Genomic DNA, 16,093 nt, shown 5'->3' on the forward strand with positions numbered 1-16,093 from the left:
AGTCCTCCCCCCAATAGATGGCGTCGCAAAAGGCTACAGCACCCCTATCAACCCATAAGTTCAATTACTACCGTACATCATTATTACATACTATACGGTAGTAAATTCCTGTTATAAGCGCATTATATTTTCACTCGATAAAACACTGCATATAACACAGGTAGCACAATTAGGGTAAGTACAGTGGCGCACCCTAAACCAAAAATAATGGTAACGGCCATACTTTCAAAGAAAGCATCAAATATCAGGGGAATCATCCCTAGCATGGTGGTGATAGCAGCCATACAAACGGGGCGAACCCGGCTAACTGATGCATCAAAAATTGCATCGTAACAGTTCTTACCTGAGTCTGCTTCCAGCTTAATTTGTTCAACTAGTACAATTCCATTTTTCAGCAGCATTCCAATTAAACTTAATAAACCTAACAGCGCCATAAAACTGAAGGGCTTATTTAATAACAACAGTCCTCCAACAACGCCAATAAGCGATAAAGGCACGGTTAGCCAGATAACCAGTGGTTGCCTAACTGTATTAAACAGCAGCACTGTAATTAAAAACATAAACAATAAACCTGTCGGTAACGAACCAAACAGGCTTGCCTGAGCTTTTGTTGCAGTTTCATATTCGCCACCCCATTCCAACTGATAGCCATCAGGAAGTGGTATGGCTTCTACCTGTTTTTTTAGTCGGCGAAATACACTATCTGCTGTTTCATCACTGAGTAACACAGGATCCCCATAAACAGCCAACATCCGCTTGCGATCTCGCCGCTTAATTAATGGGCTTTCCCAGTCAATATTAATACTTGAGGTTATTTGTGATATAGGCAAATAAGCGGAATATTCTGGGCTCCATACTTGTAGCTCAGTCAAACTAGATGCACTCAGTCGTTCTTTATCTGGCGCCCTTACGACTATAGGAATTAAATCAGTTCCATCCCGGTATGTGCCCATCACTTTACCACTGAAGTTTACCAACAGGGCTTCATCCAAGGTATTTTTCGTAATTCCTGCCCGTCGCGCTTGTTCTTCCAATAGTTCAGGCCTGATTACTTTTACCCTATTACGCCAGCTATGACGAACATTATCTGTCCAAGGGTCTGCATTAAATACGTTTATTGCCTGAGCCGCCAATTGACGCAAAACCTCTGGATTTTCACCATAAAAACGGGCTTCTATTTTCGCCGCAGGCGCTGGACCGTTCTCTAGTTTTTTCACACGAAAATCAGCCTCTGGATGCTGAGTTCGTAATAATTCCGTTACCTGAACCAGCGCTTTTTCTAACTGCTCAAGGTCCTCCATATTAACAATTAGCTGACCGTAACTGCTGTAACTGTCTTCAGGCGCATAGGGCAACACAAACCGTTGCGAGCCACCACCAATAACTGCCGTAACATTTACCACACCTGCTACTTCACTCACTTCTTTTTCAAGCTGAGCAATCGCTTTATCAGTAGCTCGTATATCAGTGCCTTCTGGCAGCCAATAATCAACGAAGAAGATAGGTGTTGTAGAGGCTGGAAAAAATACATTTTTAACTTTGGTAAATCCAAATAGTGCCGAAATCAGTAGAGCAACTACAGCCACTATGGTGATGAGTCGATGCTTTAAACACCAACTAAGCAATAATTTATAAGCAGTAAAAAAAGCACCTTGATAAAGTTCGCCTGATGTTTCAGCAGCATTGACTTCTTTATAAAACAAATCAAAAAAGAAAGGAGTTAAAGTAATCGCCGTAATCCAACTTAAAAACAGTGCAACAAGTAAAACCCAAAATAGTGAGCCAACAAACTCTCCCGTAGAGTCCGCAGAAAGCCCAATTGGAGCAAATGCCATTATGGCAATTACAGTTGCTCCTAATAGTGGCCATTTGGTTTGATCAACAACGGCTTTAGCGGCTTCCAGTTTAGTCAATCCTTTTTGCAAGCCAATCAACATTCCTTCAGTAATAACAATGGCATTATCAACTAACATTCCCAAAGCAATTACTAGGGCGCCAAGAGAAATAATTTGCAAGTCGATGGCCATTACCTTCATTACAATAAAGGTACCCAAAATGGTCAACAACAGGATCAGCCCCATCAGGATGCCACTACGAACCCCCATAAAAACCAGAAGCACCACAATAACAATGGCAACGGCTTCTAACAGGTTAATTAAAAACGCGGATACTGACTGATCAACTACTTCTGCCTGGTTGTAAACACTGGTAATTTCCATCCCCAGTGGTCGATCACCTTCCAACTCATCAATGCGAGCCATTACAGCACGGCCTACATCAACCACATTTACGCCAGCCATAAATGACACACCCAGCGATAACGCAGGCTCACTGTTTAAGTGATAAAGCTTATTCGGCTGATCTGTAAAACCTCGCTGAATGGTAGCAATATCACCTAAATACACTAGTTGTTCACTACCTGTGGAGCTGATCAGTAAGCGCTCCATTTCTTTTACATCATTGAACTCACCCGTGGGGTGAATTCTTATTGATTCATCACCAACGAAGATATCACCAGCATTAGACACTACATTCTGGTTTTTCAACAGGTCAAAAATGCGCTGCATACTAATCCCTAATGCCGTCATTTTTTCTCGCGATATTTCTACATAAACTCGCTCTGGTAAGGCTCCATCAATAGAAACTTTCTTTACACCAGGGACCAACACCAGCTCACGACGTAATAAATCTGTATAATCTTCAAGGTCGTGGTAGGTATAACCAACACCAGTAATATTTAATAAAATACCAAACACATCGCCAAAATCATCTACCACTAATGATGGTTTTACCCCAGGGGGCAGCGAGGCTTGAGCGTCATACACTTTTCTACGCAACTCATCCCACACCTGTGGCAAGGTATCTTTATTATAGGTATCTTTTATTTCTACCTTAATTTGCGAAAGCCCAGCACTGTTAATAGAAGTAACATGGTCAATATACGCTAACTGCTGGATAGCATCTTCTAACTGAACTGATACTTCTTCCTCTATTTGCTGAGGCGTTGCACCAGGATAGCTGGTAACAACCAAGGCATCTTTAATAGTAAATTCTGGAAACTCTAACTGGCCTAGCTGAAAAAAAGAAAAAATTCCCCCCAGCAATAAAATTAAAGCAAACATCCAGCTAATAACTTTATTGCGAATTGAATACTCAGCAATATTCATTACAGCCCCCGCTCTTTAACCCATGGCTTAACTTTCAAGCCTGCTTGCAGATGCTGTATGCCTGCTACTACAATTTGGTCACCTGGTTTGATCCCAGTGAGCACTTGAATACCCTCATCAAGTAATTGCCCTAGGGTCACCTCAACAGGCTCAACAGTTTGCTGCGCTGGGTCATATCGCCATACGACGGCTTTATTACCCTGATCAGGATTGTCTACTGCCACAACAGGCACTATCACTGCATTCTTGCTGGAAGGTCGGCTGATTTTAGAAAAATCAATCGTTACCGTAGCACTCATGCCTGGCAAAATATTCATCCCTTTAGGCGCAGCCATTGTAAAAAGCACTTCATAGGTTTGAGTGCCAGGTGTTACCTGAGTAGAGTGCTCTTTATATTGTACTTCATATTGAGTATCTTGCTGTGAGGCAAAATAGGCTGTCGGTTTATAATTTACTTGTCGTGCATCTTTACGGATATTTGCAACAAGCTGCTCAGGGATTTGTAAGCTAATATCAATGTAATCGTGATTTTCTAACAATAATATTGGCTGTTTGGCCTGTACAGATTGATGATTATCTACCAACGTTTTTGCTACTGTGCCATCAAATGGTGCTTTTAAAACAGTGTATTGAACATTATCTTGAGCTAATTCTAACGCCGCTTTAGTGGAAGCTAATTTTGCTTTAGCTTCATCGTATACAGATCTTGATACTGTGCCTTTATTATAAAGCTTTAATTTACGTTGATGATCAGCCAGAGCTAAGTCATAACTTGCTTTCCTATCTGATAGTTGATTCTGCATATCAGAGTCATCTAGCTTAGCCAGCAGAGTCCCTTTAGTTACTTGTTGGCCTTCTTTTACATTTAGGTCAATCAATTCACCATTGAGTCGGAATGACAACTCAGCTACTTGAGAGGCCATGACCTTACCTGGAAAGCTTCTGATTAAGCCACTAGTACTGTCTTGAACTGTGGCTAATTTAACTGGCCTTATTGTGGACTTCTTAATTGGGGCTTCGGGTTTACTGCAACCAGCAACAGCTAGTGCAACAAGCACAGCCACCCAAAAACTGTTTACTAAGGCCATTAGGCATTCCTCTTCAGCTCAATAAGTTAATCTGGTTACAAATAGTAATAGAGGAGTATTGCAAGTGCAACAATAGCGACTTATTCATATTTCAGAAAATAACTGTAAGTGCGCTAAAAAATAGAAGACTAAAAATCTTAGTTTAACTATACCCAATGCGAAGGACATACATTGATAAGTAAAAGAATAGTATTGCAAACACAAATTTAAAGAGTTTAAATTCACTAATACAAAGTCTGAATACTTTCGATATTAAATATCAGCTTAATAAAACAAAAAATAAGGAGGGATAATATGACTTATTAATTGGCAAACTAAAACAACCCAGTTTAATTTTAATTAATTTATAAATCTTAGCGAAACTAAACTGAGTTATTGGTTACAAATAATAGGTAAAAATACTTACGATCTATTATAGGTCGTCAATAGTTACAATCTCATCTTTATTCACTGTTCTCAAACGACCGGTTGTATCTTCATACTCCCAGAAGCCTGTATCTTCATTGAAGTAGACCTCATCAGGTGTGTTGATAGTTGAACCATCCTTCATTTTAATCACCTGAGGAGAAGAACATCCGGCTAATAAAGCAGCTACACTGAATACGAGAAAGAGTTGTTTCATTTAATCTACCTTCACTCATCAATAAATTTATACCCGGAATATCAGGCAATAAATAACACAAGTTTAAAAAACTAATAAGAAAGTCTAAAGAAGTTAGACTTACCGACAATAGCGAATTATTATTGCCAGGGCAAATTTTTTACAAATCTCTGATTCTACTCAGGATCATTATAAAACGCTTGTTACATTAACATTAGTATAAATATTAACATTAGTATAAATCACTAGATACTGTCGTATAGACATTCCCTTTGCTTTGGCTATCCGCACAGCTATTCAGGAGTCTAGCGTTAACAGTAGTTGCACAGATAAGACATGAATATAAGAAAAAAATTCCCTTGATTAGGGTCACATACTAATAAAGTATTGCTCAAATTTTCCCCTACCCTACTAGCTGTCATTACTTTTCTTCAGTTTTTCATTTTGCTCTTGTAGCTTATCAAGTAATTGTTCAACCATTGACTTACTTTCTTCAGTTTGTTTGACAATGGTATTACTATAGGATTTTTGCTCATCCCTTAACCGTTGCAGCTTTTCAACAATATTGTTGACTTGACTAAAGTTAAGCAAACTGGTTTGCTCTGTGTTATTTGACTGCTGGTCGCTGTTTACAAGTGCTTGGATTTTTCCATGTAAATTTTTGAGAGCTTTGTCATAAAATATCGTATTCGATGCTGTAAACAATGTTTGTGTATCTGCCATTGACTGGTCAGTGCTTGTTTGAATGGCCAAGTCAACTTCTTGAATGGTTTTTACATCACCATTTTCCATTAGCAATATGCCATTTCCTTTAATATTTCCTAAAAGAGCACCCTGCCTTGAAACCAGGTTAAAGTCATCTGGGGTATGGCCTAAATAAATTGCACCAACGCCTACTTCAGCTAAGGACTTCAAGACTCCTCCCTCACTACCATCTTGAACCCATATTTTTAAATCTTTAAAAATTGGATCATTTTCATCAATCCATAAATTATTATCATTATCATATAGTGCAAGTTCTGCAAACCCTTGCCCTGTCTGTGGACCAAATAGCTCTAGCCCATTATCAATAACGCCATTGTTATTATGATCTAAAGCCAGATAACCACTTCCTGAACCAAGTTGAGAGATTTGCTCAGTCTCTCCATCACCATTTAGGTCAAAATTAAACAGTGTATCAGTCAAGTTAATTGTTTCAGCACCAAAGTTAATTACCAGAGGGTCTACTACTTGTTGTACAACAGTCAACTGACTGCTGGATTCAAATAACTGGGCTTGCTGTATCTGAAAACCAACCGAAAATTCAATTTGTCTGCCATCTGCTGTAATAATCTTACCTGTTGTTGAAAATTGACTATGCTCATTAATCTGAAACAGCTGGTACTGACTAATTTGCACTACACTCGTCTCAGTTAATTGCTGAGACTGGTTGGCAACAGCTAGGTTATTTGTACTAGATAACGAACTCACTCCCACCTGAAATCGGTTTAATATAGAGTCACTAATAGCTTTAATAAACTGTTTGGTAGGCTCAGCAGAAAGATTATCTAAACGCCCAAGCTGCAAACGCTTATTTACAATTTGATTATCATTTAAATCAGGCCTTATCTGGCTCATCGAATTAAACTTCTGCTGTAAGTGATATAAGTATTTCTGTTGTGCCGCTACTGATATGCTGACTTTATCAGTACCAAATTGAAGAGTTCGTGACCGTTGTTCATTTACAGTCAAGGTTTCAATAGATCGAGAGTGGCTGTAATCCATACCTATAACAGCAGCGGTCACTTTCATTGGACTATCCTGTCAACTATATCCATCCTAATGCAGCATGAGCAAAACAAAGTGATAACTTTCCTTTACCCATGGAACCAGAGTATATTTATACTTAACGCTTCTAAAAACTGTATCGGCCAGGAACTAGTAAAATTTAGCTTTTTCATTAATAGTTTTTATTTTTGGTCATTTGAAGATTCAAGAGAAGTTTTATAAATATAGCGCTAGTAATTTCATATATATACCCATCATGAATCATTTTTAGGTGTAAAAATAAAGTGGTATATACTCACAGCGAAGGATTATTTAGGCGAGGCCACCGAGCAATGAAGCATTTGAGTCAAATAGCTTTTTGGACTAACTCCCATCTGCCGCTTAAACATATTAATAAAGGCAGCACTTGATTCATATTTCAGTTCAAAAGCCACTTCAGTAACGGTCATCCCAGCAATCATTAGCTCAATTGCTTTCAGCACTTTCAGCCGTTGTTTCCACTCACTAAAGCTCATTTGAGTCTGGTTGAGAAAAATCCGCCTAATAGTTCTAGCAGAAGCACCAAGCTGAGCCCCCCAGTCTTCTAGAGACTGACTATCGGTAGGATGCTGTAAAAGCCGATTTACTAATTTCGTCAACCGGCTGTCTTGTGGTACTGGCAAGTTAAGTGGTACTGACTCTGCGGACTTTAAACAATCATACAACACCAGCCATAGGTGTTTAGTAGCTTTATCTGCTTTCCCTTTAACTGGGATATTAGTGATGGCTAAAATCACCTCTCTTAATAAGGCTGCAACCTGAATAACACTGGTTGGGCGATTAAGTTTTTCGGACCAACGTTTAGCTATATATAAACTGCGAAACTTAGCCCCTGATAAAGTAAATATCTCATGATCTGTAAAAGGGGGTACCCAAACGCCTTGTTGTGGGGGAACCAGAAAAGTGCCAGCTTCAGTCTTAACACAAATAAGTCCTTCAACTGCAAATAAAAACTGTCCCCAAGGATGCTGATGGGATGCGACAAAGTGCTTGGGCGGCATATCTACAGACCGAGGCTCGACAAGCCATAGCATTTTTTTACAAATTGATGTACTAACGCTTGATTGGCGGCTCATAGCCAAAGTACTCACCTACAAAGCTTAACCTGCTTGATAAACTTGACCAAATCAATGAACTATATGGCAGTATTAATAAATTATGACAAACAAATATCCTTTATGCTAGTGGTCTATGCGTAAAGTTGGACAACCGTCTTCAAAGCCATTTATTTTCTGGGAAAGCGTTTTTTGCAGGCATAGCAGGCCTACCCCCATAAAAGGCAACACAGCCAAAAATAAATTGAGAAGAAGTTGTTACCTTATTTTGCCCATGTACCACTGGTCAGTGGTAGTTTATATGTAAAAGGCTTTAATACAAATGAATACATACCGCACGCCAAAAGTGTTTTTGATTTTATTATCTATTGCAATGCCATTATGCTTTTCTATCTGGCAGGTCCTATTGAATAACTTCAGCATTCAAGAAGCAGGCTTTACTGGAAGAGAAATTGGTATCTTACAAAGCTTAAGAGAAATACCTGGATTTCTTGCTTTTACAGCAGTATTTATCCTGCTAGCGATAAAAGAACAACGATTTGCCATTGTTTCTCTTGCAATACTTAGTATTGGTGTGGCTATTTCTGGATTGTTTCCAACAGAGTATGGTCTATATGCTACAACTGTGCTAATGAGTATTGGCTTTCATTATCTAGAAACGGTTAAACAATCTCTTGCCCTACAATGGCTAGATAAAGTATCTGCACCAGTATTTATGGGAAAGCTATTAGCTGCCAGCTCATTAAGTGCCTTAGCTGCTTATGGCTTAGTATGGTTATTAAGTTTATTTAACGTAGATTTTACAAATATCTATTTATTAGGCGGTAGTCTAGGACTAGTCATAGTCGCCTTTTTACTATTTTTTTTCCCATTATTTCCTGAAGAAATAGCTCAAAATAAAAAGCTAATATTAAGAAGGCGTTACTGGCTGTACTATCTGCTTACTTTTTTAAGTGGAGCAAGAAGACAAATTTTTATTGTATTTGCTGCTTTCATGATGGTAGAGAAATTTGGATATTCTGTAGCAGAAATTAGCATCTTATTCATGATTAATCATACAGCTAACCTGTATCTAGCACCACGTTTTGGAAAATTAATTCAACAGATTGGAGAGAAAAAAGCATTAACAATTGAGTACATCGGTTTGATATTGGTATTTACAGGGTACGGATTAGTCGAATCATCCGAAGTGGCAGCAACCCTTTATGTCATTGATCACCTGTTCTTTGCTATGGCCATTGCAATCAAAACTTACTTTCAAAAAATTGCAGACCCAGCTGATATTGCCTCTAGTGCTGGAGTAAGCTTCACCATTAACCATATAGCCGCTGTAGTCATTCCCGCTATTTTCGGAATAATTTGGTTGGTCAATCCTTCCTTGGTTTTTTATATTGGTGCATTAATCGCCTGCTTATCTTTAATAGTAACGCAGCTAATACCTAATAATCCAGAGCAAGGTAATGAAACATTTTTTTCTACTAAAAAGACTGCTGGCCAGCCAACTATTCGTTAAATCTATTGATTAACTAAAAAACACCAAGTGTTAGCTTTTGCTATCACTTGGCAAAATAATAGTAAACGTCGTTCCTTTTCCCAACTCACTTTTAACTGTGATCTCACCGTACAAAATCTGACTAACAATGCCATACGCTAAATATAATCCTAAACCTAGATGACCTTTACTTCCTCTTTTAGTTGTAAAAAATGGATCAAATATTTTTTCCAAATACGGCTTTGATATCCCTTTCCCATTATCTATAAATTGCAAAGTTGTTTTTTGCTCATTGCTAACCGCTGAAATTATAATTTTTTTACCTTCTACATCCTTACCAAATGCATGTATAATGCAGTTATCATATAGTATAGACAAAACATTCAATAGCTCACCAGGATAGCTATTTACCATAAGGTCCTTGTCAATAGTTGTTTCAAATATAATATCTTCTGATTTTTCTACAAATGAGCTAATAGATTCTTTTACAAGTTCATTAATCCCAAACCATACAGGGTGCCTCTGCTCATTGGTGACAATAGATCTCTTAATATTTTTTATCATATAGTCAGCTAAATCCAACTTATCCATAACAAGCTCAATATTCTTTTCACTTTTGTTAAGAAAGTCATAGATCAGCTCATAATTCCCTTCTTCTACTATTCTTACTTGTTTTTTTAGTTTATATATATTTCTTGCGACAGTAGAAGAAGCATTCATTGACTCACCAATATATAAATTCATTTCTCTGGTTAAACCAATAATAAGCATATCTAGCAGCTGACTTTTTTCTTTAACAATAGATACCTCTGCCTGACATTCTTGCTTATCAGTTTTTTGATCCGTTTTATTTTTATCTTCCAGAGTATGATCTGACTTACCTTTCAATTTTTCATGACGAGAAAAGCCCTTTTTATCTTCCTTGCTTATTTTTTGTTTATTAGATTTAGCATCCGATTTTAAATCACCCTCTTCTTTTATTTTATTTTCAGTAAACTTACCTAACTCTAAACTATCATTTTTGACTTCAGCTATAATCCTATATATTTTCCCTATCTCATCATGACGCTTTGTTGCTTCACCAACAATGAATTTTATATTATCATCGGCTACCGCACTTATTAACATATTAATCGGCTGAATTATTGTCTTGTTTAATGCCATCATGACTAAACTCAATATCAAGACAATAGCAACCAATAATAGTATAAAATAATTACGATATGCATCAGATTTTAACAGCATATCTTTCAGTTCTTTTTTTCCTGACACAGAAACAAATGTCTTGTATAGCTTTAGCGTTTGCATGAAATCATTAAATTTCGTGTCGAACTCAGTATTAACCCTAAGCGACAATCTATCTTCTTTTTTTGCATAGGTTACCATCATAACCATTTGCTTATATTCATTAAGCTTTTCTTTTATATTACTGATGAGCATAAATTCCTTTTCACTCAATTCATAATTTTTTTCAATATTAGCCAATTTAACTTGACTTATTTTAAAAGATTCAAGGTGAGACTTTTCTATGGAAATATTACGTAACAAAGTTAATAATAGCTCTTGTTGAACAGAAGACTGTGTTAGTGCAATTTCATCTATGACTTTATATTTTTGCAGGCTATCCGTTTCTATATGAATTAGCCTGATACGTTGTTGATAGGTATACCAAAAAGTACTGGCAGCAACAAACAGCATTGCCACTATACATATTAACGGTGGTAAAAAGGTTTTTATTTTGAGTGATTTTCTCTCAAGCCACTGGATTAGCATTTAGTTAATTCTTTTGATATATCCTATTTTTAGTATATTAGCTATTGCAATAATAGCGTTATTACACCAGCCTTTATAGATGTTATTGTAGCTGATAGCGAGTGCAGGTCTATTCCAAGGCTATACCCGTTGCATTGGGTATATATACAGGTCATTCACATTGCATTTCATATATTCATAGCTAGTATTATAGAACTGATGCCTATACTCTAAAATTTTAGGCTATTATATTATGGCTTCAGGTATATATTTGAAAGACTTATTTTTACGGCCATTTTTATTAGCTTTACTGCTGTTACCAGAATTAATTGCTGTGCTATATGCCAGTGATGATACTGGTTCTACTATTTGCTTCGAACCAGGCCATCCGTCTTTACAGCATTGGCTATTACCAGCTCTTTCTATGACTACAACAGCCACTGCTGTAGAACAATTACAGCTTGGCAAACTGTTATTTTTTGATCCTAGATTAAGCGCTAATGGTAATTTTGCTTGCTCTACCTGCCACAATCCCTCATTAGGCTGGAGTGATGGCTTAAAAACAGCGATTGGCCAACAAGGGGTAAGCTTAAACCGAGCAACCCCCTCACTGATTAATGTTGCTTATAATAAAGTTTTTATGTGGGATGGGCGTCAATCAAGCCTAGAAAGTCAAGTGTTGGGTGTGATGGGCGCAGAGCATGAAATGAATGCTGATTATGAAAAGCTACTAATTTTCCTCAATCAAAATCCTAAATACAGAGAATTATTTGCTAAAGCTTTTCCAGACAAGCATATCAACAAAGAAATACTGGCTGCCGCCATAGCTCAATTTGAACGTACTATTATTAGTAAGGGTACCCCCTTTGATCGCTGGATTACAGGTGACTCTACTGCTATGTCTACTGATCAGATAGCCGGTTTTCAGATTTTTATAAGTAAGACAAAAGGTAATTGTGCAAGCTGCCATCACCCTCCTAACTTTACTGATGATGGTTTCCATAATATTGGCTTGCAGTCTTTTGCCTCCCCTAATCCAGATTTAGGTCGTTATAACGTTAAACCCATAAAAATTTCAAAGGGTGCTTTTAAGACACCACCTCTTAGAGGAATTCGACTTACTGCCCCTTACTTTCATGATGGTTCAGCTGCTACTTTAGATAACGTGATAGAACACTATGCTCAAGGCGGAAAAGTACGCACCAACATAGACCCGGAAATGAAAAAACTATCATTATCCAAGATTGAAAAAAAACAGCTAAAATTGTTCCTGGAGGCACTCACCACAACAGCAGCTAGTTACCCCGTTCCCATTTTACCTTAGATGCATAATTTTAAAATGAAAGTATATAAACTAACTTGCTTTTCTATAGCACTTATCTACCCATTGCTACTTGTTGCCGATGTACATATTGTTGATCAGAAAAATAAAGAATTTAGTACTACAGAGCTTAGAGTAAAAGTAGGAGACGAAATTCGCTTTACTAACCAAGACCCATTCTTCCATAACATTTTTAGCTTATCTGATACTATGTTTTTCGATCTCGGTTCATATCCTCAGGGGGAGTTCAGGTCAATTAAAGTTAAACAATCTGGCGTCATTGAGGTAGAGTGTGCTATTCACCCAAGTATGAACATGAAAATTATAGTTGAAGAGTGATTAAGTTAATGATCACGTTAGTCACTAAAAGCTATAACCTACATATTCTTATACTAGCCTTAACAATTACTAGTTCTGTCTCTGGTGAATTAGCTAATGAACGGCAATTACAGTTTGGTGCTAAAATATTTCAACAACGCTGTGTTCTATGCCATGGTGATCATGGTATGGGTGAAGGATTGTTACCAATTATTGTAGCTAAGTACCCCTCTACAAATTTATTCAAAAAAAAAATTTATTAAAGACCCAAGTGATTTATCAAAAATACGTCGGTTGATTGCTGAGGGCAGCCTTATTAATGGCATTAGCGACTATATGCCACCATGGAAAGATGAACTTACCTGGAGTGAGTTAGAAGCTGTCACCCAATTTACCCAGTTTTTGTATTTTTCTCCTGATAAAGCATATCAATATATAAGTAGTGCTCCAAAAACAACCCCTACCGGCCAAAAACTCTTTATAACTCGTTGCAGTATGTGCCATGGTCGCTATGGTGAGGGTAATGGCAGGCTAGCTAAAGTTATTCGCAATCCTCCTCCTTATAATCTAACCAAAAGCACGGCTAATCGCGACTATCTACAACAAATCATTACAAGAGGTGGCGCTGCGATGAATCGCTCTAAACATATGCCGCCTTGGGGTAAAGAGCTAACAGAAACTGAGATCAATGCTATTATTCAATATCTTTTAATATTGAGAACCAACTGAAAGTCTATATATTTTAGTAAAATCGTGTACAAGCTTGTCAGCTTATTTTCAACTCTTTGAAAACAGTTTAAGGAGTAGGCCTTAACCACCGTAGACTTACTCCTACGCTTACTACTTAATCGTAATAGGATCAGCACTACCCATGCAATCAAATTTAGCTACATGTTCATTGCTTCCTAAAGTGACTGGGGTACCTGCATCGGCATCCCATTGGAAGCCACAGATTTGATCATTAATAGTGGCTGAAATTTCCTTACCAATTATTTTCATTAGATCTGCATAGCCAGCACAATCAAACTTTGCTACATGTTCATTTTCCTCCAGAGTTAATGGAGTACCTTTATCAACATCCCATTGTAAACCACAACCAGAGCCGTGAATATTCGTATAGACTTTATTCCCCATAATAAACATTGGGTCTGCATTACCTTCGCAATCAAACTTTGCTACATGCTCATTTCTGCTAATGGTCATTGGAGTGCCTGCGTTTATATCCCACTCAAGGCCACACTGCTTGCCGCCAATATTGACATAAATTGATTTTGCCTCAATGGGTCCTATGAGTGGCAGACCATCTAATCCCCAATGATCATCTGTCATTATTCCTAAAAAGTTTAAAATTGTAGGCACAATATATGTTTGTGCAGGTTCTTTATAAAGGCCATCAAAACTATTATTTGGTACAGCTGTATAGTTTTTATATTGGTAATGTAGAGGCTTATTACTTGCTATAAATATTGTCTTTTCCTTTTTGGTTTGCCCCCCATGCCCTTTTCCTGCTAAATTACGACCATGATCGGTGGTTACCAATACCAGCCAGTTTTCACTAAACTGTTGCTCTCTAAATGCTACTGCGTCAAGCAATAAACCCAACCGTCGATCAGAACGAACTATTGAGTCATCATACGCTTGGCCATGCCCATGACTATGCCCAGCAGCATCAGGCTCATCTAAATGTAAAAAAATAAAATCAGGAAAGTCATTTTCAAGCACATTCAGTGTTCTATTCAAATTATCATCATCACTTCCTCCTTCAGCATGTGCTGTTAAAACTTCCATATCTCTTGCAAAAAACTGACTGTGAATAGGCCCCCATGTACTATACCCATATATTTTTGCTTGTGGATTAGCATTATAAATATGCCGGTAAATACTAGGCCAATTATTATTTGCAGCGCCATCGGTATTACTAGATATATTATGTTTATTCTTCCATACACCAGTCATTATTGTAGACCACCCAGGCCCACTGACGGTTCTTTGCTGTGTTTTCTGCCATTGCACGCCACCAGCATATGCCTTAATTAAATTTAAACGATCAAATGCAGGTGTATTAAGAGCTAAAATTCGCTCATATTGGACACCATCAATCCCTACCAGCAATACTTTTTCTGATGCCCCCAAACTCGTAGCGATAAAAAGCAATAGCGTCATTAACCAGCAAGATCTTATTTTTATTTTTTTATCCATTATCAGTACTCTTTCATTTAATTATTAGTTATGCTTACTTTTCTTTAGAATTAACTTACATGTCCATAGCAAGCCAAGCTTCATAAACATCTGCTTTACACCGCAAGCATAACGAAAATTTATGTATATATTATTGCCTATAGGCTACAAACAAATCCGACAGTTAATAAACAGGATTAGTAATTATTTACTTTTCGTGTTATATAATCTAGTTAGCACTTTTCTACCTTTTATAGTATTGACAACAACTGATGTAAGGAACTGAGTAATGCCATACGTCACCATTAAAAGCCGACAAATACACTATCAAGACCATGGTACTGGCTTTCCCATACTATTTGGGCACAGTTATTTGTGGGATTCAAACATGTGGAAGCCACAAATTGAAGAACTGTCAAAAAGCTATCGTTGTATAGTTCCTGACCTTTGGAGTCATGGTTTATCAGATTCACCTGCAAACTCTCCTTATAGCATTGCTCAAATGGCTGAAGATTACTGGTTACTCACTAAAGAGCTTGGCCTAGAACACTTTGCTATTGTAGGTTTATCCGTTGGAGGCATGTGGGGCTGTCAACTGGCACTCAGCCATCCAGAGGCTGTAGCTGCTTTAGTAATGATGGACACATTTGTAGGCGAAGAACCTGAAGAAACCCATAACCGCTATTTTGGAATGCTGGATATGGTTGATCAAGTAGGCGCAATTCCACCACCTCTGCAAGAATCAATTATACCTTTATTCTTTGCTTCCAATACTATTCAAAATAACCCAGAGTTAGTTAGTCAGTTTAAAAGTGACTTAACCACTCTCCCTACTGAGCAGATTCCTGGAGTAGTAGGCATTGGTCGAGGAATATTTTCTCGCAGCTCTTTATTGAGCCAGCTCAATCAAATAAGTATGCCAATACTAATCGTGGTTGGAGAAGAAGATAATGCCAGGCCTCCTCATGAGGCAAAACAAATGGCAGAAATGATTCCACAAGCCCAATTAGAAGTTATTGAAAATGCAGGGCATATAAGTAATTTAGAGCAACCAACTCAAGTAAATAAACTACTGAGCCAATTTTTATCTACGGCAATAGGTACAAGAAAATAAAAAGAAACCTTATTTACAAGGAAGTAAATACAAACTCTTATTAACCTATAATTACCTATTTGTAATTGTGAGTATTTACAACGCTTTATTAATTCATTTCTAAGCTGTATATTGGTTACCTATATTTTTAAAAAAACTGCTTTCTATCAAGCACAACCTATTACTAGTTGATAAATTTACATTAAGCAATAAATAGGCAAT

Annotated in this window: 13 protein-coding genes; 6 read left to right on the forward strand and 7 right to left on the reverse strand. The window is 37.4% G+C overall.

From position 1 onward, the window contains the following. Nucleotides 1-122: 122 nt before the first annotated feature. From OQE68_RS10175 to OQE68_RS10195, 5 genes are all read right to left on the reverse strand, one after another. Complete coding sequence (locus OQE68_RS10175) at nucleotides 123-3,167, reverse strand: efflux RND transporter permease subunit (RefSeq protein WP_180566456.1); 3,045 nt, start codon at nucleotides 3,165-3,167, stop codon at nucleotides 123-125. After that, on the reverse strand, nucleotides 3,167-4,255 hold the full coding sequence (locus OQE68_RS10180; RefSeq protein WP_180566457.1) for an efflux RND transporter periplasmic adaptor subunit: 1,089 nt from the start codon (nucleotides 4,253-4,255) through the stop codon (nucleotides 3,167-3,169). The genes OQE68_RS10175 and OQE68_RS10180 overlap by 1 nt, the downstream gene beginning before the upstream one ends. A 412-nt stretch (nucleotides 4,256-4,667) precedes the next feature. Continuing rightward, nucleotides 4,668-4,877 (reverse strand): YgdI/YgdR family lipoprotein, encoded by a 210-nt coding sequence (locus OQE68_RS10185; protein WP_180566458.1) that lies wholly within the window; start codon nucleotides 4,875-4,877, stop codon nucleotides 4,668-4,670. Nucleotides 4,878-5,267: 390 nt separating this feature from the next. Next, complete coding sequence (locus tag OQE68_RS10190; RefSeq protein WP_180566459.1) at nucleotides 5,268-6,647, reverse strand: SPM autocatalytic domain-containing protein; 1,380 nt, start codon at nucleotides 6,645-6,647, stop codon at nucleotides 5,268-5,270. A 284-nt stretch (nucleotides 6,648-6,931) separates the two neighbouring features. Next, nucleotides 6,932-7,738 carry an AraC family transcriptional regulator gene (locus OQE68_RS10195; RefSeq protein ID WP_180566460.1) on the reverse strand — a complete coding sequence of 269 codons (807 nt, stop codon included), beginning with the start codon at nucleotides 7,736-7,738 and terminating at the stop codon, nucleotides 6,932-6,934. Between the two features lie 301 nt (nucleotides 7,739-8,039). Here OQE68_RS10195 and OQE68_RS10200 point away from each other — a divergent pair, with 301 nt between their 5' ends. Next, nucleotides 8,040-9,230 carry an MFS transporter gene (locus OQE68_RS10200; protein WP_180566461.1) on the forward strand — a complete coding sequence of 397 codons (1,191 nt, stop codon included), beginning with the start codon at nucleotides 8,040-8,042 and terminating at the stop codon, nucleotides 9,228-9,230. Between the two features lie 30 nt (nucleotides 9,231-9,260). Here the strand turns inward: OQE68_RS10200 and OQE68_RS10205 are convergent, their stop codons facing one another. Further along, nucleotides 9,261-10,982 carry a sensor histidine kinase gene (locus tag OQE68_RS10205; protein WP_180566462.1) on the reverse strand — a complete coding sequence of 574 codons (1,722 nt, stop codon included), beginning with the start codon at nucleotides 10,980-10,982 and terminating at the stop codon, nucleotides 9,261-9,263. Between the two features lie 232 nt (nucleotides 10,983-11,214). Between OQE68_RS10205 and OQE68_RS10210 the strand changes: the two genes are divergently transcribed. The 4 genes from OQE68_RS10210 (at nucleotide 11,215) to OQE68_RS10225 (ending at nucleotide 13,329) form a co-directional block, all read left to right on the forward strand. After that, nucleotides 11,215-12,285 (forward strand): cytochrome-c peroxidase, encoded by a 1,071-nt coding sequence (locus OQE68_RS10210; protein ID WP_219339878.1) that lies wholly within the window; start codon nucleotides 11,215-11,217, stop codon nucleotides 12,283-12,285. Between the two features lie 15 nt (nucleotides 12,286-12,300). Beyond that, complete coding sequence (locus OQE68_RS10215) at nucleotides 12,301-12,621, forward strand: plastocyanin/azurin family copper-binding protein (protein ID WP_180566463.1); 321 nt, start codon at nucleotides 12,301-12,303, stop codon at nucleotides 12,619-12,621. Between the two features lie 8 nt (nucleotides 12,622-12,629). Beyond that, on the forward strand, nucleotides 12,630-12,863 hold the full coding sequence (locus tag OQE68_RS10220) for a c-type cytochrome (protein WP_180566464.1): 234 nt from the start codon (nucleotides 12,630-12,632) through the stop codon (nucleotides 12,861-12,863). A gap of 73 nt (nucleotides 12,864-12,936) precedes the next feature. After that, complete coding sequence (locus OQE68_RS10225) at nucleotides 12,937-13,329, forward strand: c-type cytochrome (RefSeq protein ID WP_180566465.1); 393 nt, start codon at nucleotides 12,937-12,939, stop codon at nucleotides 13,327-13,329. Nucleotides 13,330-13,440: 111 nt separating this feature from the next. Here OQE68_RS10225 and OQE68_RS10230 read toward each other — a convergent pair whose 3' ends face one another. Next, nucleotides 13,441-14,799 carry an alkaline phosphatase family protein gene (locus OQE68_RS10230; RefSeq protein ID WP_180566466.1) on the reverse strand — a complete coding sequence of 453 codons (1,359 nt, stop codon included), beginning with the start codon at nucleotides 14,797-14,799 and terminating at the stop codon, nucleotides 13,441-13,443. 268 nt (nucleotides 14,800-15,067) lie between these two features. Here OQE68_RS10230 and OQE68_RS10235 point away from each other — a divergent pair, with 268 nt between their 5' ends. Continuing rightward, a complete protein-coding gene (locus tag OQE68_RS10235) occupies nucleotides 15,068-15,892 on the forward strand; it encodes an alpha/beta fold hydrolase (RefSeq protein WP_180566467.1) in 825 nt (274 codons plus the stop codon). The last annotated feature ends 201 nt before the right edge of the window (nucleotides 15,893-16,093 follow it).

This window comes from Spartinivicinus marinus, assembly GCF_026309355.1.
GTDB lineage: Bacteria > Pseudomonadota > Gammaproteobacteria > Pseudomonadales > Zooshikellaceae > Spartinivicinus > Spartinivicinus marinus.

Bases quoted from the DNA above. Each gene is read 5' to 3' on its own strand.
- OQE68_RS10210 (WP_219339878.1), top strand. From the start codon at position 11,215: ATGGCTTCAGGTATATATTTGAAAGACTTATTTTTACGGCCATTTTTA.
- OQE68_RS10180 (WP_180566457.1), bottom strand. From the start codon at position 4,255: ATGGCCTTAGTAAACAGTTTTTGGGTGGCTGTGCTTGTTGCACTAGCT.
- OQE68_RS10235 (WP_180566467.1), top strand. From the start codon at position 15,068: ATGCCATACGTCACCATTAAAAGCCGACAAATACACTATCAAGACCAT.
- OQE68_RS10215 (WP_180566463.1), top strand. From the start codon at position 12,301: ATGAAAGTATATAAACTAACTTGCTTTTCTATAGCACTTATCTACCCA.
- OQE68_RS10195 (WP_180566460.1), bottom strand. From the start codon at position 7,738: ATGAGCCGCCAATCAAGCGTTAGTACATCAATTTGTAAAAAAATGCTA.
- OQE68_RS10205 (WP_180566462.1), bottom strand. From the start codon at position 10,982: ATGCTAATCCAGTGGCTTGAGAGAAAATCACTCAAAATAAAAACCTTT.
- OQE68_RS10225 (WP_180566465.1), top strand. From the start codon at position 12,937: ATGCCACCATGGAAAGATGAACTTACCTGGAGTGAGTTAGAAGCTGTC.
- OQE68_RS10200 (WP_180566461.1), top strand. From the start codon at position 8,040: ATGAATACATACCGCACGCCAAAAGTGTTTTTGATTTTATTATCTATT.
- OQE68_RS10230 (WP_180566466.1), bottom strand. From the start codon at position 14,799: ATGGATAAAAAAATAAAAATAAGATCTTGCTGGTTAATGACGCTATTG.
- OQE68_RS10190 (WP_180566459.1), bottom strand. From the start codon at position 6,647: ATGAAAGTGACCGCTGCTGTTATAGGTATGGATTACAGCCACTCTCGA.
- OQE68_RS10175 (WP_180566456.1), bottom strand. From the start codon at position 3,167: ATGAATATTGCTGAGTATTCAATTCGCAATAAAGTTATTAGCTGGATG.
- OQE68_RS10185 (WP_180566458.1), bottom strand. From the start codon at position 4,877: ATGAAACAACTCTTTCTCGTATTCAGTGTAGCTGCTTTATTAGCCGGA.
- OQE68_RS10220 (WP_180566464.1), top strand. From the start codon at position 12,630: ATGATCACGTTAGTCACTAAAAGCTATAACCTACATATTCTTATACTA.